Raw genomic sequence first — 26,077 nt, 5'->3', positions numbered from 1 at the left:
CCTCGCTCGTCATACGCTGAACTCGTCCCACGAAGAACCCCGACGTCAAGGAGAGTCCCTCATGTCCACACCCGCATCACTTCCGTATGCCTTCGTCGCCAAGATCGTCGCGGCCGATGGACAGCACGACGCGGTCGCCGATCTGCTCGCCGGCGCTGTCGCACTCGCCAACGAAGAAGTAGGAACGATTGTCTGGTTCGCGGTCAGGACCCACGCCGACACCTTCTGGATCTTCGATGCATTCCCCGACGAAGCCGCTCGCGACGCCCACGCCAACGGCGCCATCGTCGCAGCCCTGATGGCCAACCAGCACCTCCTCGGCGCAGCACCCGAGATCCTGGCGGCCGACGTCCTCGCGTCCAAGCTCCCGTAGTCCGCCAACGCACGAGACGATCGCGCCCCGCCGAGCCGTCGCCAGGTCGCGACGCAACGCCACGCTGCGTTGCCGAGCGGTGCGAGGCCTATCGGCACACGGACAGGATGCCGGCCGCGAGCGCTCAGCCGGCGAGGGGTCCGTCGCAGAGGAGAGCGACGTCGGTGTCGGGCAGAGCCGTGAGGCCAGCGCATCGCGCGACCACCAGAACGGTTCGCCGGAGCCGCCTGTCGGAATCGAACGGACGACCTAATCACGTCGGCTTTGCGTCTATCGCTTGATGCGCCCACTGGGCGAACGAGCCGCTGACCTGCGCAAACGCCGAGCGTGGAGGACGCCGCCATCCGGTGGTGACCGACGACGACCGACCGTTTCACCGGAGCTTGCGGCGGCGTCGAAGCCGAGCAAGCTCCATTCTTTTTGCTCACCGCGCCCTCCTCCTCGCCGGCCCCGTCGTCGGCGAAGACGTTTCAGGGGTCTTCTCAGATGACGGTGTAGGTCGGCCGGGCGCGTCGGTCCGCAGATAGACGTCGAGGTCTCCCGACGACGGAGGTTCCTACGCCATCCATCCGAAAGACCTCGACGTGTCCGACGCTACCCCGCCGGCCGGCTTCGGCCGCCCTGACCTGACCGCCTTCGCTCGACTCGACGGCCTCGGTCTGAGCGTGACCGGACAACGACTTGAACCGGATCGTGCGGTCCTCGCGTGCCGCGTGGTGGAACCAGATCAGTGGTGCCGACGGTGCGGCAGCGAAGGCGCTGCTCGTGACACCGTGATCCGGCGGTTGGCCCACAAGCCGCTGGGCTGGCGACCGACCGTGCTGGAAGTTGTAGTGCGCCGCTACCGCTGTGCCGACTGCGGACACGTGTGGCGCCAAGACACCAGCGCCGCGGCGGAGCCACGCGCGAAGCTCTCGCGCACCGGGCTGCGGTGGGCGCTGGAAGGGATCGTGGTCGCACACCTCACCGTCGCACGTGTCGCCGAGGGACTCGGGGTCGCGTGGGACACCGCCAACAACGCGGTCCTGGCTGAAGGCAAGCGGCTGCTGATCAACGACCCCACGCGGTTCGAGGGCGTGAAGGTCATTGGCGTCGATGAGCACGTCTGGCGCCACACCAGGCGTGGCGACAAGTACGTCACCGTGATCATCGACCTCACCCCGGTCCGCGATGGCGCCGGCCCAGCAAGGCTGCTGGACATGGTCGAGGGCCGGTCGAAGGCGGCGTTCAAGACCTGGCTCGCCGACCGCGACGACGCCTTCCGTGACGCGGTCGAGGTGGTCGCGATGGACGGCTTCACCGGGTTCAAGATCGCCGCTGCAGAGGAGATCCCGGACGCGGTCACGGTGATGGATCCCTTCCACGTCGTGCGCCTGGCCGGTGACGCCCTCGACAGGTGCCGGCGCCGGGTCCAACTCGCGATCCACGGGCACCGTGGGTTCAGGGACGACCCGCTCTACAAGTCGCGGCGCACGCTGCACACCGGCGCGGACCTGCTCACCGACAAGCAGAGCGACAGGCTACGCGCGCTGTTCGTTGATGACGCTCACGTCGAGGTCGAGGCGACCTGGGGTGTCTACCAGCGCATGATCGCCGCCTATCGCCACGAGGACCGGCAACGTGGCCGCGAGCTCATGGAGAAGCTGATCACCGACCTCAGCGAGCCGCTGACGTGCTCGCCTACTTCGAACGACCCGGCACCAGCAACGGGCCGACCGAGGCGCTCAACGGACGGCTCGAACACCTGCGCGGCTCCGCACTCGGGTTCCGCAACCTGACCAACTACATCGCCCGAAGCCTGCTCGAGACCGACGGCTTCAGACCCCAACTCCTACACCCCCGATTGGGATGAGCCCCTTTGCCACGCGTGCAATGGACTCCGCACTCGGTTGAGTGCAAGGTGGCGTCAACCCGTTTCAGCCCAGCGCCCGATCGCCCAGCTTCTCGCGAGCTAGGCGATCGGGTGAAGCGCTGGCGTGCCTACGGTCGCTGAAGGAGGCTACACAAGCGACGCCGCAGACGATGGAGAGACCGGCCAGTATCCACGCGGGGATATCCATTGCCGCCAAGCATGTGTTGAGGGCGTCCACCGACTCGAACGGAACATCCTCCGCGTCCAGCACGTCGCGGCGGTCATGCTTCCCTCCGATGGCCCACTCGACCTCCGCACGGATCGACTCCGGCCACGCCATCTGCTGAGATCCGCCCACGTCCGCTCCCGTCACCACACAGACACAAGATCAATGGCGCGGACGACAGAATCACTGTCATCGGACACCAGAAGCGCGCGGGTCTGCGGACTGACCGGAAGTCCGCGCCGAAAGGGTCTTCCCTTTCGTTATCCCACCGTTATAGAGTGCTCGCACGGTAACCGTTTGCTGTGGCGGGAACCGGACATGTGATTACTCTCGGTGCAAGGGTTGCGGGCCGGTCGGATGCCTCTCCGACCGGCCTTCACCGTGTCGCGGAGGCCGCGATGCCGGCGGAGAAGGTGCGCACCACGTCGGGGAGCCGGTCATCGTCGCGCGTCGCGAGCCACCAGGCGGCGATGCCCTCGGCCGCGGCATGGATGCCGGTGACCGCCTGATCGACGTCGATCCCTGCGTCGGGGTGAGCCGCCGCCCAGCCCGTCACGAGAGCGCCGATACGGTCACGCGCGAGCTCTGCCTCGCTTCGGACCGCCCCACTCAGATCCGGCGACATCCGCGCGGAGGCCGTGAGCGCGGCGAGGCTCTCGGTCAGGCGCGGATCCTCGCGGATCACCGCCGCGTAAGCCGTCAGCGCCACCTCGACCGAGGCCCCGAACCCCGGGTCCGCCAGTGGGGCACGCCACGAGGCATCCACCGCGGAGGACGTCTCTCGCACGAGCAGGGCCTTGACGAGCTCGGCTTTGGAGCCGAAGGCGTACGACACGACACGGTGGGCGACGCCGGCACGTTCGCCGACCGTGCGGAGAGACAGGGCTTCCACCCCGCTGTTACGCAGCACCGCGACAGCAGCATCCAGAAGAACCTCGCGGCGCTCCGCCACCGACAGATAGGGCCGGGCGCTTCGGTCACTCACAGGCATCTCCAAGTCATGTTCGTCATCCTACTTTTATCCATGTGGACCAAAAGGAGATTCGGCGATGACCACCCTCACCATCACCCCCGCCCGCGCAGAGGACCTCGACGCCGCCGCCGCCGTCCTCGCCGACGCCTTCGCGGAGGATCCCGCTCTCCGCGCCGTCGTCGCCGACGGACCCGGTCGGTCGACCCGCCTCACCCGCCTCTTCCGTGCGACCCTCGCCGCGGGCCCGTTCCCCACCGGCACGGTCGACCTCGCGCGCGACGAGTCCGGGCGCATCCTCGGTGTCGCCGCGTGGGAAGGACCGACCGCGCGGCGCGGCGGCATCCGTCGCTACCTCGGCCAGCTCCCCGCCCTCCTTCGCGCGCTGGGGCCCGCCGGCCTCGTGCGGGCCGCTCGGGTCTCGTCGATCTTCGACGCCCGCCGCCCGCTCGAACCGCACTGGTACCTCGCCGAGATCGGCGTCGCCCCCGAGGCGCGCGGTCTCGGCGTCGGCGGCCGACTTCTGGCGACCCACCTCGCGGCGCTCGATCGGATGCGGCAGGCGGCCTACTTGGAGTCCTCGACCCCGATCAACCGTCGCCTCTACGCGCGGCTCGGCTTCGTCGAACTCGATGCGATCGACGGCCTCGACGGCGCACGCCCCATGGCGATGCTCCGCCCTCCTCAGGTCGTCTGATCCGCTTCCCGCCCGACGCGGCTCTCCGCCCGGCGCGCGTCGGGCGCGGCGACGATGTCGTCCGCGTGCGCGGCGACCCACTCCATGAGCGGGCCGAGCTTCTCCATCAGCTCGCCCCCGAGATCCGTCAGGGCATACTCCACACGGGGCGGAACCTCGGGGTACGACCTCCGAGAGACGAGACCGTCGGCCTCGAGCGTGCGAAGGGTGCTCGAGAGCATCTTCTCGCTGATGCCGTCGATCCTGCGGCGCAGGTCACCCCAGCGGATCGTGCCGTCGGTGAGGGCGAACAGGACGAGGACTCCCCACTTCGACATGACGTGGTCGAGCACCGTCCGGGTGGGGCAGTTCTCACGGAAGACGCCGTCGTGCTGCTCCCGCAGATCTGAGAAACTCACCTTCACGTGGGTAACTTACCAAAAGGTGGGTACCCACGAATCGGAATGCGATTCGGATGCGACCCGTTGGCGAGAGGGCGCGCACACGCCCGCACACGCGAAAGGACCCTCCATGAGCATTCTCGTCACCGGCGCATCCGGTCACCTCGGTCGCCACGTCGTCGACTCCCTCCTCGCCCGCGGCGTTGCTCCCGCCGACATCGTCGCGGGCGTCTTCACTGCCGAGAAGGGCGCCCCGCTCCGCGAGCTCGGCGTCACGGTCGTGCCGCTGGACGTCAACGACCCCGCGACCGTGACCGCCGCTCTCGCGGGAGTCAGCCGCGTGCTCCTCATCTCCGGCCCGGACGTCGCGAACCGCGTCGACGGCCACCGCACGGTCATCGAGGCGGCAGCCGCGGCCGGCGTCGAGCTCCTGGTGTACACGAGCGTCGCACGCGCCACCTCGTTCGCATGGCCGCTGGGAGAGAGCCACCGCATCACCGAGGAGATCATCGCCGCCTCCGGGGTTCCGGCGGTCGTGCTCCGCAACAACTGGTACCACGAGAACCAGACCCAGGACGTCCTGGGTGCGGCCGAGTCCGGCGTCATCGCGGCGGCGACGGGCGACGCCCGCGTGGCGAGCGCGAGCCGGAGGGACTACGCGGAGGCCGCCGCCGCCGTACTGACCGAGGAGGGGCACACCGGTCGGATCTACGAGCTCGGCGGCGACGCCGCCTGGACCTACGACGAGCTCGCCGCCACCGCGGGCGAGATCCTCGGCCGGGAGGTGCGCTTCGCCGCCCAGACCCCCGCCGAGCGGACCGCGACCCTGGAGGGCTTCGGCCTGCCCGCGGAGGTCGCGGCCTTCGTCGCGAGCATCGACGAGGGAATCGCCGGCGGCGTACTGGCTGAGTCCGACGGCACGCTCTCACGCCTCATCGGCCGCCCGACGACGCCTCTCGTCGACGCGCTGCGCGCCGAGGTCGCCGCCGCCCGGGCGTGAGAGCGCAGGTCCTGCGCGGCTCAGTCGGCGAGAAGCTCCTCGCGGACGCGGCGGCGCAGGACCTTGCCGATCTGTGAGCGCGGCAGGTCGTCCACCTGCACCACTCGGCGGGGCACCTTGTACGCGGTGAGATGCGACCGGCAGAAATCGCGCAGCGCATTCGCGTCGAACGCCGCACCGGCGGCCACCACCACCGCGGCGACGACGTCCTCCCCACCGGAAGGACGCGGAAGCCCGACGACCGCGGCATCCGCGACATCCGGATGCTGGATGAGCACCTGCTCGACCTCGCTGGGGCTGACGTTGAAGCCGCCCGTGATGATGAGCTCCTTGACCCGGTCGATGACGGTGACGAAGCCGTCCTCGGAGACGGCGACGATGTCGCCGGTGCGCAGCCACCCGCCCTCGAGCATGACCGCGGCCGTCTCATCGGGGCGCCGCCAGTATCCGCCGAAGACCTGAGGCCCGCGGATGAGCAGCTCGCCGGCCTCGCCGATCGCCCGATCGCTTGCGGGATCCTCGGGGTCGACGACGCGGATCTCGGTGCTGGGGAACGGCACGCCGACGGTGCCGGGCCGCCGGGTGTGACCGATCGGGTTGCCGAGCGCGACAGGGGAGGTCTCGGTCATGCCGTAGCCCTCGACGAGCAGCCCGCCGGTCGCCTCCTCCCAGCGGGCGACGGTCGCCACGGGGAGGCTCATCGCCCCCGAGATGGCGAAGCGGATCGTCGACAGGTCGACGCCCTTCCGCGACGTCGCACGGGCGAGGGCGTCGTAGATCGGGGGGACGCCGGGGAGAAACGTCGGGGGCGAAGACTTCGCCGCGGCGACGACCATGTCGACGTCGAACTTCGGGAAGAGCACCACCCGGGCGCCGATCGAGATCGCGAACGTCAGACAGAGGGTCAGTCCGTACGCGTGGAACATCGGGAGCACCGCGTAGAAGGTCTCCTCCCCCTCCTTCAGGCCCGGCACCCACGCCCGCCCCTGCGCGGCGTTCGAGCGGAGGTTCCGGTGTGACAGGATCGCCGCTTTGGGGGTTCCGGTCGTGCCGCTGGTCAGCTGGAGAAGCGCCGTGTCGTCGAGCCCGGGGGCCGGCCACTTCTTCGGCAGCCTCCGCTCCTTCACCCAGGTCTTCCACGAACGGATGCCGCGCGCCGACGGCTTCGCGGTCATGGCCTCGCGCGACGCCCGCGCCGCCGGCACCGGCAGACGCAGTGCCACCCGCTTGAGCAGCGGCAGGGCATCCGGAAGCCGGACGGCGACGATCGCGCGCGGCGCGATATCGCTCGGGAAGTCGGCGACGATGTCGGCGACCTTGTCCCAGACGATCGCGACCACGGCCTCGTGCACCTCGAACTGGTGGCGGAGCTCGCGCGCCGTATACAGCGGGTTGTGCTCGACGACGATGGCTCCGATGCGGAGGGCGGCGTAGAACGCCACGACGTGCTGGGGGCAGTTCGGCAGGATGAGCGCGACCCGGTCCCCCGCCTTCACGCCGAGCTTGCGCAGCGCCATCGCCGCACGGAGCACCTCGTCCTCGAGCTCGGCGTAGGTGGTCTCTGCGCCGAAGAACTCCAGCGCGACGTGATCACCGAAGCGCGCGACCGCGCCCTCCAGCATCTCCACGAGGGTGTCGCGCACGGGTTCGATCTCGTGCGGCACGCCCTCGGCGTAGGCCGAGAGCCACGGGCGGTCGCTGAGGGGGGATTCGGATGCCGGAGCGTCGCTGTTCGTCACCCGTTCAGCGTAGGACGCCCCGACCGTGCACGTCCTGACAGCGGCGCCAACACGCGCGCGAACGCCCGCCGGCGGAAACCTTTCGAAATTTGTTGTTAGCGGCATCATTCTGTGGAAGCGTGGCCGTCGCCGCGCCTGCATCCGTCATCGCATGGAGATCCCCCGGGCGCGCGCGCCCCCGTCGTCGGGTGGCGCGTCAGTGAAGTGCAAAGGAGCATTATGCGAACGTCCGGCCTGCGCCCGAGAGGCGGGAAGCGCCTCGGCGCCGTCCTCGCCACGGTCGCCCTCCTCGTCGGCGCCGCGGCCCCCTCCGCCGCATCCGCCGCGGAGGAAGACCTGAGTCCGTACACCATCTGGTTCAACAACTTCGAGTCCGGGCGCCTGGCGCCGTGGGCACCGAGCGGCGGCTCCGTCACGATGGAACGCCAGACCATTCCCGAAAGTATCGGCCTCAGCCACGCAACCTCGATGCGGGTCGCCGGGCGCTCCGCCACCGGCGAGGGCGCCGCCCTCCCCCTGGCCGATTACCTCACCGCCGGTGAGCGGTCCACGATCTCGGTGTGGACGCGCCTGCACCCGGGGACCCCCGCCACAACCGTCCGGGTCGGGGTCGAGCAGGGCGGCACCGTCGTCCCGGTGGCCTCGGGCGCTGCGACCGCCGACGGCTGGATCGAGATCGTCGGCGACTACACGCCCGCCGCCGGCGCCGAGCTCGGCCGCCTCCTCATCACCGCCGACGCTGCGGATGCCGGGTTCTGGGTCGACGACACCCTGCTCACGGGATACGCCCCGCGCACGGTCGTCATCGACGACTCGACTCCGTTGAAGTCGACGCTGCCCTTCCCGATCGGCGCGGCGGGCGACTCCCGCATCGCCGCGGGCTCCGGCGAGCCGACGCTCTCCACCCATTTCAACTCCGTCTCGGCGGAGAACCACATGAAGCCCGAGGCCTGGTACAACGCCGACGGGTCGTTCGTCTCCACCAACCCTCAAGCGGACTCGCTCGCCGATTGGGCCGTCGAGAACGACGGCCGGGTGTTCGGTCACGTCCTGCTCTGGCACAGCCAGATCCCCGCGTGGTTCTTCCGCGAGACCGCGGGCGACAACACCTCGCGCGAGCTGACGAACTCGGACGCCGACAAGGCGATCCTCACCGAGCGCATCCGCACGCACATCGACAACGTCGCGGAGTATTTCGCCGACCGTTACGGCCCCTACGGAAGCGCCGGCAACCCGATGAAGGCCTGGGAAGTCGTCAACGAGGTCATCAACGACGGACAGAACCCGCAGCTGCGCAACTCGCGCTTCTTCCAGATCCTCGGCGAGGAGTTCATCGACATCGCGTTCCACGCGGCCGACGAGAGCTTCAACGAGACCTACGCCGCGGAGGGTGTGGATCACCCCGTCGAGCTCTTCATCAACGAGTACGGCACCGAGGGCGGCGCGAGCGCGACGTCGAAGCTGCAGCGCTACTACGACCTCGTGGTGCGCCTGCTCGAGCGCGACGTGCCGATCACCGGCGTCGGCCACCAGTTCCACACCACCATGGCGTCGCTGAACCTGGCGAACATGGAAGCGGCGCTGGAGAAGTTCGCGGGCCTCGGCCTCGTGCACGCCGTCACCGAGTTCGACATCGCGATCGGCACGGTCACCGAGCGGAACCTCATCCGCCAGGGCCACATCACCGCTCAGGCGTTCGACATCTTCAAGGAGTTCCACGCCGGCCCCGAGACCATGTACTCGGTCACCGTGTGGGGCCTCCGCGACATGGGCTCGTGGCGGTACTACGACGGCGCCCCGCTGCTGTTCGACGACTACTTCAACGGCAAGTGGGCCTACCGCGGTGCCGCAGGGCTCTCGATCCCGGCCGAACCTCGTGCGATGAACGCCTTCGGCGGTACCGTCGAACTCACCGAGGACGCCGTCACCGACGTCGCATGGGATCAGCTCGCCCCCACCCCGATCGCCGATCGGCACGCCTTCGGTCTGCGCTGGTCGCCGGAGCACGTCACCGCGCTCGTCGAGATCGCCGACACCGACGCCGACGCGACGGATGCCGTCACCTTCACCCTCGGCGGCGACACCTACACCGTCGGACGCGACGGCGGCGGTGACATCGACGCCGTCGTCGGCGAGACGACGGACGGCTGGCGTCTCGTCGCCCACGTGCCTGCCGCGGGCCTCGTCGAGGGCGACATCGTGCGCTTCGACGTCGCGGTCGATGACGGCGACGCCGTGCTCGGGTGGAACGACGCCGGAGTGCTCGGCGAGGTCACCCTCCGCGAGCCCCTGTCGTTCGCCGCGATCACTGAGATCGCGAACGCTCCGACGATCGACGGCGACATCGATGCGGCGTGGGCCGACGCGGTCGGAATCGCCACCGGCAAGCAGATCGACGGCACGGACTCGGCATCCGCCGATGTCCGCCTCGCCTGGAACGGCGACGGTGACACACTGTTCCTCCTTGCCGAGGTGCAGGACGACGTCATCGACACCTCCGCCGGCGCCGCGCACGAGCGGGACTCGATCGAGGTCTTCCTCGACCTCGGCAACCGCAAGAACGGCACCTACCTGGCAACCGACATGCAGCTGCGCATCAACGCCGCAGGCGAGCTGAGCTTCGGCTCGGGTGACGCCGCGGCTCAGCAGGCGCGCGTGACGTCTGCGGTCCAGGTCGTGGACGGCGGATACGTGGTCGAGGCCGCGATCAGCCTGTTGGATGCCGGCGGAGCGGAGTCCCTGCACGGCTTCGACGTGCAGGTCAACGACGCTCGCGACGGCGCCCGCGTGGGCGTGCGCAACTGGGCCGACCCGACGGGATCGAGCTGGAACAACACCTCCCGGTGGGGTGTCATCCAGCTCGCGGTCGACGAGGGAGACGTGGCGCCGACCCCCGAGCCGACGCCCGACCCGGAGCCGACGCCCGACCCCGAGCCGACGACCCCGGCACCGGTCCCCGGTGACGGCGGATCCGACGACGATGACGCGGCATCCGGTGGAACGGGCGGGAACGACGGAGACGGCGCACTCGCGGTCACCGGTCTCGCCGGGTCGTTCCTCCTGCCGCTCCTCGCGGGCGGAGCCCTTCTGGCTGCGGGTGGCGCGTTCGTCGTCCGCGGCATCCGACGCTCGCGGGCCGGTCTGAGCTAGCGAGCAGCTCTCGCGGCGGCTCCGGGCCTCCGCCACGAGGGCGAACCCACCACCCCCGCGCCGCGGACGTCACTCCGTCGGCGCGGGGGTGCTCTGGTCTCCGGGGCCGCGGACATCGCCGCGGGCGCCCTCAGGTGGCAGGTGTCGCCGCCTCCGCGCGCTCGACGCGGCCACACCTGCCACCTGAAACCGTCCCGCACATCGACCCGCCCTGGCGGCGTTCCTCCGGCATCGCCGCGAAGCGCTCCAACCCGAGGACGTGGGCCTCCCGCGCGGACCGCGACGGCGCACCGGCAGGCTCCGCCGCGAGGAAGTCGCGGAGTCGCATCGTCTGCTGGTGTACACCGCGGTCCCCGGCAGCGAGAGCGACGAGAAGCTTCGCCTCCTCGCCGTCGTCGGGGCGGATCTGCAGCGCTGAGGATGCCGCAGCCGCGCGCAACGCGGACTGCGCAGCCGTGGATCGACAGGCCCTGGATGGGCCTCGGCCCCGCACGGAGCATGGACACACGCGGACCGAACGACGGCCCGCGACCGAGGAGGATCCCATGACTCGCGCTCTCGACATCCCCGACCAGACCGGAACCCTCGCTGTCGTCACCGGCGCGACCGACGGTATCGGGCTCATCATCGCCACCCGCCTCGCCGCCGCCGGCGCCGACCTGATTCTGCCCGCGCGGTCAGCCGAGAAGGGCGAGCGCGCCGTCGCCCGGATCCGCGAGGCCGCGCCGGATGCGCGCGTGAGCGTCCCGACGCTGGACCTGTCGTCCCTGGCCTCGGTCCGCGGGATCGTTGCGCACCTGTCGTCCGACGGGCGCCCGATCGGCATCCTGATGAACAACGCCGGCGTCATGCGCCCGCCGCAGCGGACGGAGACCACCGACGGATTCGAGCTGCAGTGGGGCACCAATCATCTGGGCCACGTCGCCCTGACCCTCGGCCTGTTGCCGCTGCTGCGCGCCGGACGCGCCCGCGTCACGCATCAGACGAGTATCGCCGCCCGGTCGGGATCGATCCCCTGGGACGACATCGATGGCGAGCGGGAGTACGACGCGATGCGGGCGTACTCGGCGTCGAAGATCGCGGTCGGGCTGTTCGCGCGTGAGCTCGACGCTCGCAGCCGCGCGGGCAACTGGGGTATTTCGAGCAACCTGTCGCACCCGGGCGTCTCGCCGACGAACCTTCTCGCCGCTCAGCCCGGAATGGGCCGCGCCCGCGTGACCCCCGAGCGCCGGATCATCGGGGCGCTCTCCCGCATCGGTGTGACCGGCACGCCGCAGTCGGCGGCGCTCCCGGCGTTGCGGGCGGCGACGGCGACGGATGCCGCGGGCGACGAGTTCTACGGACCCAAGCGCGTCGTCGCCGGTCCGCCGACGCGGGTGGACCTGTGGGAGCCGTTGCGCTCGATGGACGACGCTCGGCGCGTGTGGGAGATCTCGGAGGCGCAGATCTCCGTCGGCGCGCGCGAGTAGCGGTGGTTCAAGTGGCGCTCGGCGCCGCCTCCGCGCGCGGGAGGCGGCGACACCTGCCACGCGAACGCACCCCAACGCGCGCGGGCTACGCCTCGAGCTGCGCCTTCGCGCGGGCGAGCCCCTGCGCGAGGGTCGAGCGGACCGTGTCGGCGACGACCGGTTCGACGAAGCGCAGCATCCCGCCGGGGCTCGCCTCGATCTCGGCGCGGACGTGGCAGGCCTCTCCGCGCTCGGAGAAGTCGAACCGCAGGGTCGTCGGCATGATCCCTGCGCTGCTGCGCGCCGCCATCACGACCGGCGGCTCGAAGTGCGTCACGCGCCAGTCGTACTCGACCTCACGGCCGATGACCCGCATGCGCGTGCGGAGGGTCGTTCCGGGGCGCACCGGCGGGGCCGAGGTGATCTCCTCAGAGATCACCGACGTGTCCCAGCGCGAGCGGTTCGCCGGGTCGGTCAGGTACGCGAACACCGCGGCGGGGTCGCGCTCGATCAGGATCGTCTCGGCCACGGTGAACATGCCCTCATCCTCCCCCACGCCCGCGTTCCCCGGGCCGGCCGCCCCGAATGAGCAGCCTGGGCCGGGTGCGCGACGACGCGAAAGACCCCGAGGGCGAGCGGGTGCCGCCGCCCCCGCCGCGGGAGATCCTCCGTCTTACCGCCTTCGCGTTCTTCTGGAGCGCGACGACCCTGCGCGCGTTCGGCGGCGCGATCGCGGGAGTCGCCTTCCAGATCCTGATCGTGACGGTGTTGAACGCCACCCCGGTGCAGATCAGCGTGCTCAGCGCGCTGAGCGTCGCCCCCTACCTCGTGCTCGGATTCCTCGTCGGCGCGCTGATGGACCGGTGGCGTCGCCAGCGCACCCTCGTGATCACCAGCGTCGGACGCGCCCTCGTGCTCGCCGCGGTCCCGGTGCTGATCCTCACCGACACGCTGACCTTCGGCACTCTCGCGGCCGTCATCCTGACGCTCGGTGTGCTGACGCTCTTCGCCGACTCCGCCGCCCAGCCCCTCCTCCCCCAAATCGTCCCGCGTCGTCGAGCCGCCGGCTCCCCGGCGCGCCGCCGGTCGGCACGTCGGTCACGACATCGTCGACGGCATGCGTTTCACCTACCGGCATCCGACTCTCCGCCCTCTCGCACTGTCTGTGCACGTCTGGTTCCTCGGCAACAGCATCGTGATGACGGTGTTCGCGGTGTACGTGTTGCGCGAACTCGCGCTGCCGGCGTGGGCCTTCGGCGTCGCCCTGACGGCCGCCGGGATCGGCGGTTTCGCCGGGGCCCTCATCGCACCGTCGCTCGGTGCCCGCTGGGGAGCCGGGCGTGCAATCCTGTGCGGCCGCACCCTGGTCGTCGTCCCGTGGCTGGTGCTGGGGTTCGCGCCACTGACCGCGGAGACGGATGTCGTGCCCTCGCCGCCGGGCTGCTGATGACGGCGTTCGGCTTCGCGTCGACGCTCGTGGTCGGCGCGGTCGTGTTCGCCGTCGCCGCGGTCATCATCGTCGTCTCGCCGCTGCGCGATGCGCGACACGACGACGAGGTCGGCAGCGGATGAGCCGCTGACCCGACGGCCGCCCGCCAACCCGATTGCGCATCGGCGAGGTTTCCGCAACCCCGAGGCCGAATGCGGCGGCCGACCTATCGTGACGGCATGAGCACATCGGACCAGTACACGTTCGACGACCCGGTACGTCGCTACGCGCGGGTCGAGCCGCCGCTTCAGCACCAGCCCGAACCGGGCGTGCAGGCGCGGATGCAGCCGGTCCCCGATCTCGGCGAGAAAACCTACCGCGGCACGGGTCGGCTGGCGGGCCGCAAGGCGCTCATCACCGGCGGCGACTCGGGAATCGGCGGCGCCACCGCGATCGCGTTCGCGCGCGAGGGCGCCGATGTGGTGATCGTGCACCTGCCCGACGAGACCGAGGACGCCGCGCACATCCTCGAACTCATCGCGGATGCCGGAGCCCAGGGTCACGCGATCATCGCCGACATCGCCGATGCGGCCCGGTGCCGCGAGATCATCGAAGAGGCCGTGGCACTGCTCGGCGGCCTCGACATCCTCGTCAACAATGCCGGCCGCCAGATCGCGGTGGACCGCGTGGAGGACCTCAGCGACGAGCAGTTCGAACTCACCTTCCGCACGAACCTCTTCGCGCCGTTCTGGCTCACCAAGGCCGCCCTCGCCCACCTTCCCGCCGGTTCCAGCATCATCAACACCGCATCCCTCGAGGCGTACAAGCCCGCTCCGGACCGTCTCGACTACGCCGCGACGAAGGCGGCGATCAACAACCTCTCCAAGGGTCTCGCCGTGCAGCTCGCCGATCGCGGCATCCGTGTGAACGTGGTCGCCCCCGGCCCGGTGTGGACGGCCCTGCAGGTTTCGGACGGCGTCTCGGACGAGCAGATGCAGGCCTTCGACGACGAGAACACCTACCAGCGCTCCGGCCAGCCGGCCGAGCTGGCGCCGGCGTACGTCTTCCTCGCCTCGTCGGAGTCGAGTTACGTCTCGGGCGCGACGCTCAACGTCAACGGCGGGATGATCACCCCGTGACACCCGTCTGCACGGTCTACGTGCTCCCGGGCCTCGGCTTCGCGGGCGAGGCGGCCGCACCGATCGCCGCGCACCTGCCCGAGCGCTTCGCCGTCGTCGGCATCGACCTTCCCGGACACGGCGACGCACCGGATGCCGCCGACGCCGGTGTCGCCGCCGTCGCCGACGCCGTCGTCGCCGCGATCGCCGCGCGCGCGACGGGCGGACCGTGGATCCTCTGCGGCCACAGCATGGGTGGCAAGATCGCCGCCGTCGTCGCCGATCGCGTTCTCCGCGGGGACGCCCCGCTGTTCGGGCTCGCCGGACTCGTCCTCCTCGCCCCGTCACCGACCACGCGCGAACCGATGGACGAGGAACGTCGCGAGCGCATGCTCGCGTGGGTGGCGGACGGGCCGATCTCGGCACAGCACGCCCACGACTTCGTCTCGGAGAACGTCGCCGCGCCACTCGACCCCGACACCGAGACGACCGCGATCGCCCAGGTGCAGCGGATGTCGCCCCTCGCCTGGCGCCGATGGCTCGAGACCGGAAGCCGCCAGGATGTCCGGGACGGTCTCGACATCGCCGATCTTCCGGCCGTGGTCCTCGCCGGCGACGCGGACGACGACCTCGGGGCCGACGCCCAGCCGGGTCTGATCACGGACCTCCTCCCCCGCGCCGAGGTGATCGCACTCTCCGACACCGGGCATCTGCTCCCCTACGAGCGACCGCGCGAGGTCGCCGCCGCGATCGCGCGACTGTGGGAGCGCATCCTCGCGGCGTCCGCGCCTGTTCCCTCGGACTGGGGTCGGATCATCGCGTCGGAGCGGACCGATCCCGAGACCCGCGGCATCCTCTCCCGCCGGGCTCTCGCCGACGACGTCGACGCGGGCCCGCAGGCTCTCACGCCGCTCCAGCTGACCATGCTGCGCGCGCTGGCCGCGCGGCTCGTCCCGCGCGCCGCCGATGACCGCTTCGATCTCGCGCTCCGCCTCGACCGCGACCTCGCCGAGGGCCGCGGAGACGGCTGGCGCCCTCCGGGGCTGCCGACGGATGCCGACGCCGCCCGCGCCGGACTCGACGCCCTGGCCGCGGTGTGGCCGGACGGCACCGCCGCACAGGACGCCCTCATCGCGCAGATCATCGCTGGCGACGGGTTCGACGGATCCCCGTGGGATGCCGACACCACGCGCCGCTGGTTCGAGGACGTCCGCGTCGACCTCGCACAGGCGTGGGTCTCGCACCCCGCGTCCTCGGCGCGGATCGCCTTCGACGGATTCGTCACGGGTGTCGGCACGTCGGATCCCGGATTCTCGGAGCTGCGCGCCGATCGCCGCGACGCGTGGGAACCCCCCTCCCTCGGCATCCTCTCGTCCACGGAAGACCCCTCATGAACCTCTCCGGCATGCGCACCTACCCGACCGACGAGGTCGTCGACGTCGTGGTGGTCGGCACGGGCGCCGGCGGCGGCCCCCTGCTCGCGCGGCTCGCCGAGGCGGGCCTGCGGGTCGTCGCGCTCGAGGCGGGGCCGAACTTCGACGCCACCGACTTCGTCCCCGACGAGGTCGCGGGCACGCGTGTCAACTGGATGTCGGAGCGGATCAGCGGTGGCGAAGCCCCGACCGCCTTCGGCCCGAACAACAGCGGGCGCGGGGTCGGCGGCGGCACCCTGCATTGGGGGGCGTTCGCGCCGCGGCCCGACGCGCGCGACCTGCGACTGCGGTCGGAGTTCGGCGTCGGCGCCGACTGGCCCGTCGATCCCGAGGAGCTCACCCGTTACATCGAAAAGGTGGAACGCACCGTGGGCGTATCCGGCCCGACGCCCTATCCCTGGGACGACACCCGGGAGTATCACTGGCCGGCGGTCGCGCGGAACGCCCCCGCGGACGTCGTCGCGGACGGATGCGCGCGCGAGGGCATCCGCACGGCGACGGCTCCCGCCGCGATCCTCACCCGCGACCACGACCAGCCGCACTACGGGCACCGATCGAGGAACCTGAACTTCGGCAGCATCCACCAGGGGGATCGGAGCGACGCAAAAGCCACCACGGCGAACACCTATCTGCCTGCCGCGGTCGCCGCCGGCGCCGAGATCCGCCCCGACAGCACCGTGCACGGGATCGAGCTCGATGCCCGCGGACGCGTGTCGGCCGTCGTCTACACGCGCGACGGTCAGGAGGTGCGGCAGCGCTGCGCGAGTCTCGTCCTCGCGGCAGGGGGTGTGGAGACTCCGCGCCTGCTTCTGCACACCGGGCTTGCGAACTCCAGCGGCGCGGTGGGGCGGAACTTCCTCGCACACGGCGCGCTGCAGGTGTGGGGACGCTTCGACGCGCATATCCGCGGCTACCGCGGCTACCCGTCGTCGCTCATCAGCGAGGACTTCGTCCGTCCCGCAGGCGTCGATTTCGCCGGCGGCTACCTGATCCAAAGTCTCGGCGTCATGCCCGTGACCTACGCCACCACCCTCGTCCGCGGAGGCGGCCTGTGGGGACAGGAGTTCATGGACGCCCTCGACGCGTGGCAGTACTCCGTCGGCGTCGGGATCAACGGCGAGTGCCTGCCGTCCGACCGGAACCGCCTCGTTCTGACCGACGAAGTCGACGAATACGGCGTCCCCCGCGCGGAGATCACCTTCACTCCGGGTGCGAATGAGGAGGCGCTGGACCGCCACGCGGCACGGACCCTCACCGGCATCCTCGAAGCAGCCGGGGCGAAAGAGACGCACGTACTCGCCCGCACCGCCCACACTCTCGGGACGTGTCGCATGAGCGACGACCCCGCGGACGGCGTCGTCGACGCGGAAGGCCGGAGCCACGACATCCCGAACCTGTGGGTGTGCGACAACTCCACCTTCCCGAGCGCCCTGTCGGCGAACCCGTGCCTCGCACAGATGGCGCTGTCACTGCGGACGGCGGACCGGATGCTGGCCTCTCGGGCGGCCTGAGCGGTCAGCGGGTGCCGAGGGTCTTCTCGGGGACCAGCTCACGGATCGTCAGGGCCGCGCTCACCAGAGCGAGATGGCTGAGCGCCTGCGGGGTGTTGCCCCAGAACGCGCCGTCGTCGGCGGAGATCATCTCGGCGTAGATGCCGACGTCGTTCGCCGTGGCCACCAGCGCGTCCATCGCGGCGATCGCCTCGTCGTGCCGGCCGACGCACGCGAGCGCTCCCGCGCACCAGAAGGCGGACGCCACGAACGTGTGCTCCTCGGCATCCATTCCGGTGTAGCGGTAGAGAAGCCCGTCGCCGGCGCCGAGCTCGCGCGTGAGGGCGTCGATGGTGGCCGACATCCGTTCTCCGCGGTCGAAACCGCTCTCGGCGTGGAGGAGCACCGAGGTGTCGAGATCGGACGAGCCGGGATACATCACGTAGCTGCCGGCATCCTCCGACCAGCCGAACTCGTGCACCCACTGGGCGATGCGCTCGCGCTCGGCGCGCCACCGGTCGGCGTTGCCGGGGATCGCGCCCTCATCGGCGAGCCACGCGGCGTCGTTGAGCGCCTGCCAGCACCCCATCTTCGACGAGGTGTAATGGCGGATCTCGGGGAGCTCCCACATCCCGGAATCGGGGTTGCGCCACAGATCGCACGTGCGGTCGGCCATGTCGGCGAGCATGCGGCCGGTGGCGACGTCGAGGATGTTGCCCGCGTCGACATAGGTGCGGCAGATGGCGAAGAGGTCGCCGTACACGCCGAGCTGCAGCTGGTCGCGCGCGGGATTTCCGGACACGACCGGGCCGATGCCCTTCCATCCGTCGACGTCGAACTTCTCGACGCCGACGGTGACCTCACCGCGCAGCGAATAGAGGACGTGCAGCTCGGGCCCGTTCTCGCGGATCGTCCGCAGCAGCCACGAGATCGCGGCGTGGGTCTCTTCCCGGAGCCCGAAGCGGACCAGCGCGTGGGCGGTGTAGGCGAGATCCCGCACCCACGCGAAGCGGTAGTCCCAATTCTTCCCCCCGCGCGGATTCTCGGGGAGGGACGTCGTCGCCGCGGCGGCGATCGCCCCGGTGGGCGAGTAGACGAGAAGCTTCAGTGCCAGAGCGCTGCGCTGCACGGCATCCGCCCAGGGGCCTTCGTAGGAGAACTCCCTCGACCACGCGCGCCAGCCGTCGATCGTCCGGTCCACGCTCCGATCGACGTTCGCCGGGTCGGGGAGGTGGAGGGGCTCCCCGTCGGTGGCGACGACGACGAGCAGATGACGGGAGTCGGCGGATGTCGTGAAGCGGCCGCGCAGGAGCGGGCCGCGGGGGCCGTCCGGGTCGGGCGCATCGGGTCCGTGGTCGCTGCCGACGACGGCGAGGGAGACCCCGCCGACGCGGAGGATGGCGGCCCCGGCGTGCTGCTCGATCCACGGAGCGGCGGTCTGGAGGCGAGACCCGGGCTGCACCACCCACTGGAATTCGACCGTGCCCTCGATGCCCTCGATCCGGCGCGCCAGCTCCGCCCAGGGGAGGCGCCCGGCGACGCCGGTCACCATCGCGTCGACCACGCGCGCCCGCCCGGTCGGCGTCGTGAACGTCGTCTGGAGCACGTTCGTGCGCGAGATGTAGCGGCGGCGGACGGTGTACTCACCGACGGGTTCGAGCTCGATACAGCCCCCGGTGGCCTCGTCGAGGATGCGCGCGAACACGGGCGCCGAATCCAGGTTGGGCAGCGGAAGCCAGTCGATCTGGCCACGGCGACCGATCAACGCGATCGTCCGGCCGTCGCCGATCGGTGCGTAGTCGCGGAGGTCGTCGTGGGAAGGGGATACAGGAGCCACGTGCTCAGGCTAGGCATCCCGAGGAGGGCGAGGGGTGGCTTGCGCAGGGCGACGGGGAGGGGTACGAGCGCCTGGGGGATCCGTTCGGGTATCACACATCGGTTCAATCTTCGTCTTAAATGTCGGACGCTGTCGCTAGTCTTCGAATATGAATACGAGCCGGTTGATCGAGTTCAGCGACGAAGACCTCGCCGAACTCGACGAGGTCGCGCACGCCGCCGAGCGAATCACCCCCGCGCTCGGCGCGATGGAGGTCGAGAACGTCCGCAATCAGGCCCGGGCGGGGGCGATTGCGGAGCGGGTGTCGCGGCGCCAGGCGGCGTCAGTGCGGTCGCAGGAGATGGTGTACCGCTCCGTCGCGGCGGAACTTGCCGGGGTGACGTTCACGACCGACCGGTCGATGCAGGCTCAGATCACCCAGGCGGTGGAGTGGGTCGAGTGCTACCCCGACACCTTGGCGGCGTGGGAAGCGGGGCGCATTACGCGTGGACACGCGACCGCGGTGCTGCGGTGCGGGACGGTGCTTCCGCGGGATGCGCGGGCGGAGTTCGATGCCCAGGCCGCCGAGGGGAACGGCGGGTCGGTCGACAGTCCGTCGGGGACGGGATGTCGGATCTCATCGCCCGCGTCCCCGAGGTCCTCGCCGCAGCGATCGATGACCGGCTGAACGAACAAGCCTCGACGATCATCGACGCCGACCCCGACGGTCGCACCCGCGATCAGATTCTGCTCGGCCGGGATGACGATCCGGCGAACGACACCACCACCGCCGACCTCGTCGGATCCGCACCGATCGACCCCGCGACCGCCCGGGCTTTGGCCGGCGCCGTCGCCACGTGGGAACGCCTCGTCGTCCACCCCGTGTCGGGACAGGTGCTGTGCACCGACTCCTACCGGCGCACCGCCTCCATGGCCAGACTGCTGCGGGCACGGGACCGGCATTGCCGATTCCCCGGATGCCGACGGCCCGCGATCCGCTGCGAACTCGACCACACCCTCGACTACGCCCTCGGCGGCCCCACCGACATCCGGAACCTCTGCCACCTATGTCAACGACACCACTCGATGAAGCAATTCACGTCCTGGGGCGTCCGACAACTCGGCGGCGGAGTCCTGGAATGGACCTCACCGACCGGGCGGATCTACATCGACCATCCACCGGCACCCTTGGTGAGATTCATGCCGTCCGGAGGTGGGGCACCACCGCCGGATGCGAGGGGCGGCGCGTCGCCGCCCGACCCCGCACCCTTCTGACATCGAGCTTCGAACTCCCGAAGCTTCGCACCGACGCCCAGAAGTCTGGACACCCGATCACGCGTGTAGCGCGCGCCGGCGCTCCGCGCAACCCGGGGTGGCGGCATCCGCTCCCGGGCTTAGCGTGGCCGGCATGCCGAACATGTACACGCCCCAGGACCCCACGACCCAGTTCCCGCGTCCGCCCTTCCCGCCGCAGCAGCAGAAGGGCCCGGGCGACATCCACAAGATGGATCCGGCCCCCGACCACGGCGAGACCTCCTACGTCGGCTTCGGCCGCCTCCCGGGTCGCAAGGCGCTCGTCACCGGCGCCGACTCCGGCATCGGCCGCGCCGTGGCGATCGCGTACGCGCGCGAAGGCGCCGACGTCGCCCTCAGCTACCTCCCCGAAGAGCAGGGACAGGCCGAAGAGGTCGCCGCCCTCATCGAGAAGGAAGGCCGCGTCGCCGTCCTGCTCCCCGGCGACCTCCAGAAAGAGTCGACCAACAGCGAGGTCGTCGCCAAGGCCGTCGAAGGTCTCGGAGGCCTCGACATCCTCGTCATCAATGCCGGCACCATGCCGACCGTCGACAGCATCGACGACTTCGAGACGAAGACGCTGGACCACGTCGTCCAGGCCAACATCTACCCGCTGTTCTGGCTCACCAAGGCGGCCTCGCCCCACCTGAAGCCGGGCGCGTCCATCATCACGACCTCGAGCATCCAGGGCTTCGTCCCCTCCCCCTCGCTCGCCGAGTACGCGGTGTCGAAAGCCGGCATCGCCAACTGGACCCGCGCCATGGCGCAGCAGCTCATCGAGCGCGGCATCCGGGTGAACGGCGTCGCCCCCGGCCCCATCTGGACGCCGCTGCAGCCCGCGTTCGTGCCGAACGAGAAGATCGAGGAATTCGGCTCTCAGACCCCGATCGGTCGCGCCGGACAGCCGGTGGAACTCGCCCCGGCGTTCGTCTTCCTCGCCTCGCAGGAATCCAGCTACGTCATCGGCGAGACCATCGCCGTCACGGGCGGCATGCCGACCCACTGATGCGCCACGACGAGGGTGGGCCCAACGACCGGTCCGCCCTCGTCCGGCGTCAGGCGCTGTCGCGCACGACCAGTGTCGTCGGCAGAACGATCGCCCGCGGCGGTGCGCCGGCGATCACCTCCAGGAGAAGCGCCACCATCTCCTCGCTGATGCGATCCCACGGCTGGCGCATCGTGGTCAGCGGCGGTTCGTGGCTCTCCGCCAGACCCGAGTCGTCGAAGCCGGCCACCGCGACATCCTGCGGCACCCTCCTGCGGGCCCGGCGCAGAGCCTGCACCGCACCGGCGGCCATCAGGTCGGAGGCGGCGAACACCGCATCGATGTCCGGATGCCGCGCGAGCAGCTTCGACATCGCCGCGGCTCCGGATTCCATGCCGTAATCTCCGACCTCGACCATCGAGTCGTCGTAGTCGGAACCCATCTCCTCGCGGAACCCGACGAGGCGGAAGCGACCGCCCGGGGTGTCCGAGGGACCCGCGATCATCGCGATCCTGCGATACCCACGATCGCGGAGGTGCCTCGTCATCTGCTTCGCGGATGCGGTCTCATCGACCGACACGGACGACAGCTCCCCCTGGTGGCCGAGCGGGGCTCCACACGAGACCGTCGGGATGCCGGCAGCCAGCAGGCGATCGAGGAGCGGGTCGGACTCATGCGAAGAGATGAGCATCACCCCGTCGACGTGACCCGCCGAGACGTAGTGCTCCACGCTCTCGCGCTCCCGGGGGGTGCCGGCCACGAGGAGGACCAGGGTCATCGCCCGCTGCGACAGGGCCTCGGCCGCGCCGCGCAGCAGGAGGGCGAACGTCGGGTCGGCGAACAGCAAGTGCTGCTCCTCTGTGAGCAGGAACGCGAGCGAGTTCGCACGACCGGTCGCGAGGCTCCGCGCGGCGTGATTGGTCCGATACCCCGTAGCCACGATCGCCGACTCGACGGCCTCGCGGGCCTGCGGAGACACCCAGCGTCCGCCGTTGAGCACGCGCGACACCGTGCCGTACGACACACCGGCCGCTTCCGCGACGTCGCGGATGGTCGGCTTGCGCCTGCTCGTCGTGCGTTCCACGCCGCGACTCTACTCGCCTGACGCCGACACCGACGCTCCGACCTGTAACCGGTCACAGTTCGGTAACGGAAACGGGACGCGGGATGACACTTCGTTGACCGTCTGCCTACTCTGTGACCGGTTACAGGATCACACCGGCATCGCAGCCGGAGCAGAACACGATGGAGCGTCATGTCCCCCGAGAACGTCTGGCCGCACGTGCGCGGAATCGCCTACGGTGGCGACTACACGCCGGAACAGTGGCCTCGCGAGGTCTGGCACGAGGACGTCGAGCTCATGAAGCGCGCCGGGGTCAACCTGGTGAGCGTCGGCATCTTCGCCTGGGCGCTCCTCGAGACCGCCGAGGGGGTCTTCGACTTCGACTGGCTCGACGAGCTGCTCGACCTCATGCACGAGAACGGCATCGCGGTCGATCTCGGCACCCCGACCGCCTCGCCGCCCGCGTGGTTCTTCGCCGCCCACCCGGACGCGCGGGTCACCGACCGGAACGGCACCGTCATGGGATTCGGTGCACGCGGCATGGCCTCGCACTCCTCCCCCGCGTATCGCGAGGCGATCGTGCGCATCGCCTCCGCCCTGGCGGAGCGGTACGCCCGGCACCCCGCGGTCGTCCTCTGGCACGTCCACAATGAGTACGGCGTGCCGGTCGGCGAGGACTACTCCGAGCAGTCCGTCCGCGCGTTCCGCGATTGGCTCCGCGAGAAGTACGGAACCCTCGATGCACTGAACGCCGCGTGGGGGACCGCCTTCTGGGGGCAGAGCTACGGCGACTGGGAGCACATCGGCGCCCCCGCGGCCGCGCCCTCCGTCGTGAATCAGACGCAGCGCCTGGACTTCGCGCGTTTCACAGACCACCAGCTGCGCGCATGCTTCATCGCCGAGCGCGACGCGATCCGGGCGCACGCCACGCAGCCGATCACCACCAACTTCATGGCCAACCAGAGCTGGACCACCGACCTGTGGGCCTGGGCGCGCGAAGTCGACATCGTCTCGGATGACCACTACCTCTGGGCCGCCGACCCCGAAGGCGAGATCGGCCTGGCGATCGCGGCAGACCTCACACGGTCGGTCGGGGGCGGAGCGCCCTGGATCCTCATGGAGCACTCGACCTCGGCGGTCAACTGGCAACCGCGGAACGTCGCCAAGCGCGCGGGCGAGATGGCGCGCAACTCGCTGACGCACCTCGCGCGCGGCGCCGACGCGATCCTCTTCTTCCAATGGCGCGCATCGCGCTTCGGCGCCGAGAAGTTCCACTCGGCCATGGTTCCCCACGCCGGCACGGACTCCCGCGTCTTCCGGGAGGTCGAGCAGCTCGGCGCCACGCTCGGCGCGCTCGAAGAGGTGCGCGGATCGCGCGTCGTCGCCGATGTCGCCATCCTGTGGGACTTCGAGTCCTTCTGGGCGGAGGATCTGGAGTGGCGTCCGTCCGTGGACGTGACCCACCCCGACCGGATCCGGGCCTTCTACGAGCGCCTGTGGCGGGACAACATCACCGTCGACTTCGCCCTGCCCGGCCAAGACCTGTCGCGGTACCGCCTCGTGATCGCGCCCGCCCAGTACATGCTGAGCACGTCGGATGCCGCGAACCTGACCCGCTACGTCGCGGACGGCGGCACGCTCCTGGTCTCCTTCTTCTCGGCGATCGTCGACGAGAACGACGCGGTGCACGCCGGCGGCTACGGCGCACCCCTCGCGGAGGCCCTCGGGATCGTCGTGGACGAGTTCCTCCCCCTCCGGGAGTCGGCGGCGCACGACCTCTCCTGGCGGGGACGCACGCAGACCCTCCGCTCGAGCCTGTGGCAGGAGGACCTCGCGGTCCGCGGCGCCGAGGTCGTCGCAACGTACACCGACGGTCCCGGCGCGGGTGGCGCCGCCATCACGCGCAACACCCTCGGCGACGGCGTCGGCTGGTACATCAGCACGCGCCTGGATGCCGAGGGGATGCAGACGGTGATGCGCGAGGTGTACGCGGACGCCGGCCTCGAGCCGTCCGCCGCCGCCGACGGGCTCGAGGTGGTCACGCGACGCGGTGACACCGCCGACTACGTCATCGCCGTCAACCACCGCGACGAACCCGCCCATCTCGCGGTGCAGGGCACGGACCTGCTCACGGGAGACGACCTCGACGCGGGTCTGACCGTCGTCGGGGGCGGCGTCGCCATCATCCGCACCTCACCGCTCCGAGGAGGCGATCTCTGACGCGGCCCGTCCCCTTCCTTCCCTGACCCGACCCGACACACCGCCGGACAGACCCGGCACACCCCCTGTCGCAGCGGCGCGACCTCAGCAGAGACGCACCGTCGCGACACATCTGAAAGGAAAGTCATGCGCAAGCAGATTGGATTCGGCGCTCTCGCCGCGGCATCCGTTCTCGTGCTCGCCGGCTGCACCGGCGGCACCACCGACACCGCGGGCGACGACGCCGCCGAGGGCGGTGCGGAGCTCGTCGTCTGGACCGACGCCGAGCGCGAGGAGGCCCTCGCGGTCGCCGCGGAAGCCTTCGAGGCCGAGACGGGCGCGACTGTCACGCTCGTGCAGAAGAACTTCGAAGACCTCCGCAACGACTTCATCGCGCAGGTCCCCACCGGCGAAGGCCCCGACATCACCGTCGGTGCCCACGACTGGCTGGGCGCCCTCGTCGCGGCGGGCGTCGTGGACACCATCGACCTCGGCGAGAAGGCGCAGGAGTTCGAGCAGGTCGCGCTCGACGCGATGACCTACGACGGTCAGCTCTACGCCCTCCCCTACTCGCTCGAGACGATCGCACTCATCCAGAACGTCGAGCTCGTCGGCGAGGAAGCCCCGGCGACCTGGGACGAGATGATCGCGAACGGCCTGGCCGCGGGCACCGAGCGCCCCTTCGTCATCAACACCGCGGGCGAGACCGGCGACGGCTACACGATGTACGGGTTCCAGACCTCCTTCGGGGCTCCGGTGTTCGTGCAGGATGCGTCCGGCTCGTACACGAACGAGGTGGGCATGGGCGGCGCCGCCGGCGAGGCGTTCGCCGGCTGGCTCGGCGCCAACGGCGCGAACGGCACAGGTTACATCGCCACCACGGTGGACTACGACATCAACAACGAGCTGTTCAACTCCGGCGCCGCGCCCTACACGATCCAGGGCCCCTGGGCGATCCCCAGCTTCACCGATGTGGAGGTCGCGGTGAACCCGATCCCGTCCGCCGGCGGCGAGACTGCGGCGCCCTTCGTGGGCGTTCAGGGCTTCTACCTGAGCTCGCAGAGCGAGAATGCGCTGCTCGCCCAGGACTTCCTGGTCAACTACCTCGGCACCGAGGACGCCCAGCGCACCCTCTACGAGGCCGACCCCCGCATCCCCGCCTGGTCGACGCTGGCCGAAGAGGTCTCCTCCGACCCGATCGTCGCCGGCTTCGTCGCCTCGGCGCAGGGCGGCGTGCCGATGCCCAGCATCCCCGAGATGGGTTCCGTGTGGGACCTCTGGAACGCCGCACAGGTGCAGATCATCAACGGCGCCGACCCCGCCGGCACCTGGAACACGATGATCGCCGACCTCGAGGCCGCCCTCGCCGGTTGATCCGCCCCGTGGGGCGGGTGACCACCGCGCACCCGCCCCACC

Annotated in this window: 21 protein-coding genes and 3 pseudogenes; 18 read left to right on the top strand and 6 right to left on the bottom strand. The window is 70.5% G+C overall.

Annotated features, from left to right (window positions below):
- The first annotated feature begins 61 nt into the window (after positions 1–61).
- Both KZC50_RS07395 and KZC50_RS07390 read left to right on the top strand, forming a co-directional pair.
- A complete protein-coding gene (locus KZC50_RS07395) occupies positions 62–373 on the top strand; it encodes a putative quinol monooxygenase (protein WP_033107114.1) in 312 nt (103 codons plus the stop codon).
- Positions 374–957: 584 nt separating this feature from the next.
- A pseudogene (locus tag KZC50_RS07390) lies at positions 958–2,225 on the top strand (ISL3 family transposase).
- Positions 2,226–2,827: 602 nt separating this feature from the next.
- Here KZC50_RS07390 and KZC50_RS07385 read toward each other — a convergent pair.
- Positions 2,828–3,436, bottom strand: coding sequence for a TetR/AcrR family transcriptional regulator (locus KZC50_RS07385; protein ID WP_310891208.1), 609 nt, complete (start codon positions 3,434–3,436; stop codon positions 2,828–2,830).
- A gap of 64 nt (positions 3,437–3,500) precedes the next feature.
- Here KZC50_RS07385 and KZC50_RS07380 point away from each other — a divergent pair, with 64 nt between their 5' ends.
- Positions 3,501–4,118 carry a GNAT family N-acetyltransferase gene (locus KZC50_RS07380; protein ID WP_310891207.1) on the top strand — a complete coding sequence of 206 codons (618 nt, stop codon included), beginning with the start codon at positions 3,501–3,503 and terminating at the stop codon, positions 4,116–4,118.
- On the opposite strand, the gene KZC50_RS07375 is transcribed toward KZC50_RS07380, so the two are convergent.
- On the bottom strand, positions 4,106–4,522 hold the full coding sequence (locus KZC50_RS07375; protein ID WP_310891206.1) for a winged helix-turn-helix transcriptional regulator: 417 nt from the start codon (positions 4,520–4,522) through the stop codon (positions 4,106–4,108). The two genes, KZC50_RS07380 and KZC50_RS07375, sit on opposite strands and share 13 nt — an antisense overlap.
- A 106-nt stretch (positions 4,523–4,628) precedes the next feature.
- Here KZC50_RS07375 and KZC50_RS07370 point away from each other — a divergent pair, with 106 nt between their 5' ends.
- On the top strand, positions 4,629–5,498 hold the full coding sequence (locus tag KZC50_RS07370) for an SDR family oxidoreductase (protein WP_310891205.1): 870 nt from the start codon (positions 4,629–4,631) through the stop codon (positions 5,496–5,498).
- 20 nt (positions 5,499–5,518) lie between these two features.
- Here KZC50_RS07370 and KZC50_RS07365 read toward each other — a convergent pair whose 3' ends face one another.
- Positions 5,519–7,237: a long-chain-fatty-acid--CoA ligase gene (locus KZC50_RS07365; protein ID WP_310891204.1), complete on the bottom strand. Its 1,719-nt coding sequence runs from the start codon at positions 7,235–7,237 to the stop codon at positions 5,519–5,521.
- Positions 7,238–7,456: 219 nt separating this feature from the next.
- Here KZC50_RS07365 and KZC50_RS07360 point away from each other — a divergent pair, with 219 nt between their 5' ends.
- From KZC50_RS07360 to KZC50_RS07350, 3 genes and pseudogenes are all read left to right on the top strand, one after another.
- Positions 7,457–10,387, top strand: coding sequence for an endo-1,4-beta-xylanase (locus tag KZC50_RS07360; RefSeq protein ID WP_310891203.1), 2,931 nt, complete (start codon positions 7,457–7,459; stop codon positions 10,385–10,387).
- A gap of 211 nt (positions 10,388–10,598) precedes the next feature.
- Positions 10,599–10,706, top strand: a pseudogene (locus KZC50_RS07355) (transcriptional regulator); the annotation flags it as partial.
- A 226-nt stretch (positions 10,707–10,932) separates the two neighbouring features.
- Positions 10,933–11,856 carry an SDR family oxidoreductase gene (locus tag KZC50_RS07350; RefSeq protein WP_310891202.1) on the top strand — a complete coding sequence of 308 codons (924 nt, stop codon included), beginning with the start codon at positions 10,933–10,935 and terminating at the stop codon, positions 11,854–11,856.
- Positions 11,857–11,941: 85 nt separating this feature from the next.
- On the opposite strand, the gene KZC50_RS07345 is transcribed toward KZC50_RS07350, so the two are convergent.
- On the bottom strand, positions 11,942–12,373 hold the full coding sequence (locus tag KZC50_RS07345) for an SRPBCC family protein (RefSeq protein ID WP_310891201.1): 432 nt from the start codon (positions 12,371–12,373) through the stop codon (positions 11,942–11,944).
- Between the two features lie 47 nt (positions 12,374–12,420).
- Here KZC50_RS07345 and KZC50_RS07340 point away from each other — a divergent pair.
- The 6 genes and pseudogenes from KZC50_RS07340 to KZC50_RS07315 all read left to right on the top strand — a co-directional run.
- A pseudogene (locus KZC50_RS07340) lies at positions 12,421–12,885 on the top strand (hypothetical protein); the annotation flags it as partial.
- A gap of 67 nt (positions 12,886–12,952) precedes the next feature.
- On the top strand, positions 12,953–13,282 hold the full coding sequence (locus KZC50_RS07335; protein ID WP_310891200.1) for an MFS transporter: 330 nt from the start codon (positions 12,953–12,955) through the stop codon (positions 13,280–13,282).
- Positions 13,282–13,407 carry a hypothetical protein gene (locus KZC50_RS07330; protein ID WP_310891558.1) on the top strand — a complete coding sequence of 42 codons (126 nt, stop codon included), beginning with the start codon at positions 13,282–13,284 and terminating at the stop codon, positions 13,405–13,407. The genes KZC50_RS07335 and KZC50_RS07330 overlap by 1 nt, the downstream gene beginning before the upstream one ends.
- A 96-nt stretch (positions 13,408–13,503) precedes the next feature.
- Positions 13,504–14,403 (top strand): SDR family oxidoreductase, encoded by a 900-nt coding sequence (locus KZC50_RS07325; protein WP_053548869.1) that lies wholly within the window; start codon positions 13,504–13,506, stop codon positions 14,401–14,403.
- Positions 14,400–15,776 (top strand): alpha/beta fold hydrolase, encoded by a 1,377-nt coding sequence (locus KZC50_RS07320; protein WP_310891199.1) that lies wholly within the window; start codon positions 14,400–14,402, stop codon positions 15,774–15,776. Before KZC50_RS07325 ends, KZC50_RS07320 begins: the two co-directional genes overlap by 4 nt.
- Positions 15,773–17,326, top strand: a complete 1,554-nt coding sequence (locus tag KZC50_RS07315; protein ID WP_310891198.1) for a GMC oxidoreductase — start codon at positions 15,773–15,775, stop codon at positions 17,324–17,326. Before KZC50_RS07320 ends, KZC50_RS07315 begins: the two co-directional genes overlap by 4 nt.
- Before the next feature lie 4 nt (positions 17,327–17,330).
- Here the strand turns inward: KZC50_RS07315 and KZC50_RS07310 are convergent, their stop codons facing one another.
- Positions 17,331–19,142 carry a glycoside hydrolase family 15 protein gene (locus KZC50_RS07310; protein WP_310891197.1) on the bottom strand — a complete coding sequence of 604 codons (1,812 nt, stop codon included), beginning with the start codon at positions 19,140–19,142 and terminating at the stop codon, positions 17,331–17,333.
- 148 nt (positions 19,143–19,290) lie between these two features.
- On the opposite strand from KZC50_RS07310, the gene KZC50_RS07305 reads away from it, so the two are divergent.
- The 3 genes from KZC50_RS07305 to KZC50_RS07295 all read left to right on the top strand — a co-directional run bounded on the left by KZC50_RS07305 (position 19,291) and on the right by KZC50_RS07295 (position 21,420).
- The gene (locus KZC50_RS07305; RefSeq protein WP_310891196.1) at positions 19,291–19,809 is read left to right on the top strand and encodes a hypothetical protein; all 519 of its coding nucleotides are present in this window, start codon (positions 19,291–19,293) and stop codon (positions 19,807–19,809) included.
- The gene (locus tag KZC50_RS07300) at positions 19,749–20,396 is read left to right on the top strand and encodes an HNH endonuclease signature motif containing protein (RefSeq protein WP_310891195.1); all 648 of its coding nucleotides are present in this window, start codon (positions 19,749–19,751) and stop codon (positions 20,394–20,396) included. Before KZC50_RS07305 ends, KZC50_RS07300 begins: the two co-directional genes overlap by 61 nt.
- Positions 20,397–20,529: 133 nt before the next feature.
- Positions 20,530–21,420 carry an SDR family oxidoreductase gene (locus KZC50_RS07295; RefSeq protein WP_375294569.1) on the top strand — a complete coding sequence of 297 codons (891 nt, stop codon included), beginning with the start codon at positions 20,530–20,532 and terminating at the stop codon, positions 21,418–21,420.
- Positions 21,421–21,469: 49 nt separating this feature from the next.
- On the opposite strand, the gene KZC50_RS07290 is transcribed toward KZC50_RS07295, so the two are convergent.
- The gene (locus tag KZC50_RS07290) at positions 21,470–22,483 is read right to left on the bottom strand and encodes a LacI family DNA-binding transcriptional regulator (protein ID WP_310891194.1); all 1,014 of its coding nucleotides are present in this window, start codon (positions 22,481–22,483) and stop codon (positions 21,470–21,472) included.
- A 171-nt stretch (positions 22,484–22,654) separates the two neighbouring features.
- On the opposite strand from KZC50_RS07290, the gene KZC50_RS07285 reads away from it, so the two are divergent.
- On the top strand, positions 22,655–24,682 hold the full coding sequence (locus KZC50_RS07285; protein ID WP_310891193.1) for a beta-galactosidase: 2,028 nt from the start codon (positions 22,655–22,657) through the stop codon (positions 24,680–24,682).
- Positions 24,683–24,808: 126 nt separating this feature from the next.
- A complete protein-coding gene (locus KZC50_RS07280) occupies positions 24,809–26,035 on the top strand; it encodes a sugar ABC transporter substrate-binding protein (protein ID WP_236967353.1) in 1,227 nt (408 codons plus the stop codon).
- The last annotated feature ends 42 nt before the right edge of the window (positions 26,036–26,077 follow it).

Origin of the sequence: Microbacterium aurantiacum, assembly GCF_031625015.1 — a bacterium.
Taxonomy (GTDB): Bacteria; Actinomycetota; Actinomycetes; order Actinomycetales; family Microbacteriaceae; genus Microbacterium; species Microbacterium aurantiacum.
This window is presented reverse-complemented; position numbering and strand designations above follow the sequence as displayed.

Excerpts from the sequence above, each read along its gene's own strand:
- KZC50_RS07395 (WP_033107114.1), top strand. The coding sequence starts at position 62 with ATGTCCACACCCGCATCACTTCCGTATGCCTTCGTCGCCAAGATCGTC.
- KZC50_RS07380 (WP_310891207.1), top strand. The coding sequence starts at position 3,501 with ATGACCACCCTCACCATCACCCCCGCCCGCGCAGAGGACCTCGACGCC.
- KZC50_RS07370 (WP_310891205.1), top strand. The coding sequence starts at position 4,629 with ATGAGCATTCTCGTCACCGGCGCATCCGGTCACCTCGGTCGCCACGTC.
- KZC50_RS07360 (WP_310891203.1), top strand. The coding sequence starts at position 7,457 with ATGCGAACGTCCGGCCTGCGCCCGAGAGGCGGGAAGCGCCTCGGCGCC.
- KZC50_RS07350 (WP_310891202.1), top strand. The coding sequence starts at position 10,933 with ATGACTCGCGCTCTCGACATCCCCGACCAGACCGGAACCCTCGCTGTC.
- KZC50_RS07345 (WP_310891201.1), bottom strand. The coding sequence starts at position 12,373 with ATGTTCACCGTGGCCGAGACGATCCTGATCGAGCGCGACCCCGCCGCG.
- KZC50_RS07335 (WP_310891200.1), top strand. The coding sequence starts at position 12,953 with ATGCGTTTCACCTACCGGCATCCGACTCTCCGCCCTCTCGCACTGTCT.
- KZC50_RS07330 (WP_310891558.1), top strand. The coding sequence starts at position 13,282 with ATGACGGCGTTCGGCTTCGCGTCGACGCTCGTGGTCGGCGCGGTCGTG.
- KZC50_RS07325 (WP_053548869.1), top strand. The coding sequence starts at position 13,504 with ATGAGCACATCGGACCAGTACACGTTCGACGACCCGGTACGTCGCTAC.
- KZC50_RS07315 (WP_310891198.1), top strand. The coding sequence starts at position 15,773 with ATGAACCTCTCCGGCATGCGCACCTACCCGACCGACGAGGTCGTCGAC.
- KZC50_RS07305 (WP_310891196.1), top strand. The coding sequence starts at position 19,291 with ATGAATACGAGCCGGTTGATCGAGTTCAGCGACGAAGACCTCGCCGAA.
- KZC50_RS07300 (WP_310891195.1), top strand. The coding sequence starts at position 19,749 with ATGTCGGATCTCATCGCCCGCGTCCCCGAGGTCCTCGCCGCAGCGATC.
- KZC50_RS07295 (WP_375294569.1), top strand. The coding sequence starts at position 20,530 with ATGCCGAACATGTACACGCCCCAGGACCCCACGACCCAGTTCCCGCGT.
- KZC50_RS07285 (WP_310891193.1), top strand. The coding sequence starts at position 22,655 with ATGTCCCCCGAGAACGTCTGGCCGCACGTGCGCGGAATCGCCTACGGT.
- KZC50_RS07280 (WP_236967353.1), top strand. The coding sequence starts at position 24,809 with ATGCGCAAGCAGATTGGATTCGGCGCTCTCGCCGCGGCATCCGTTCTC.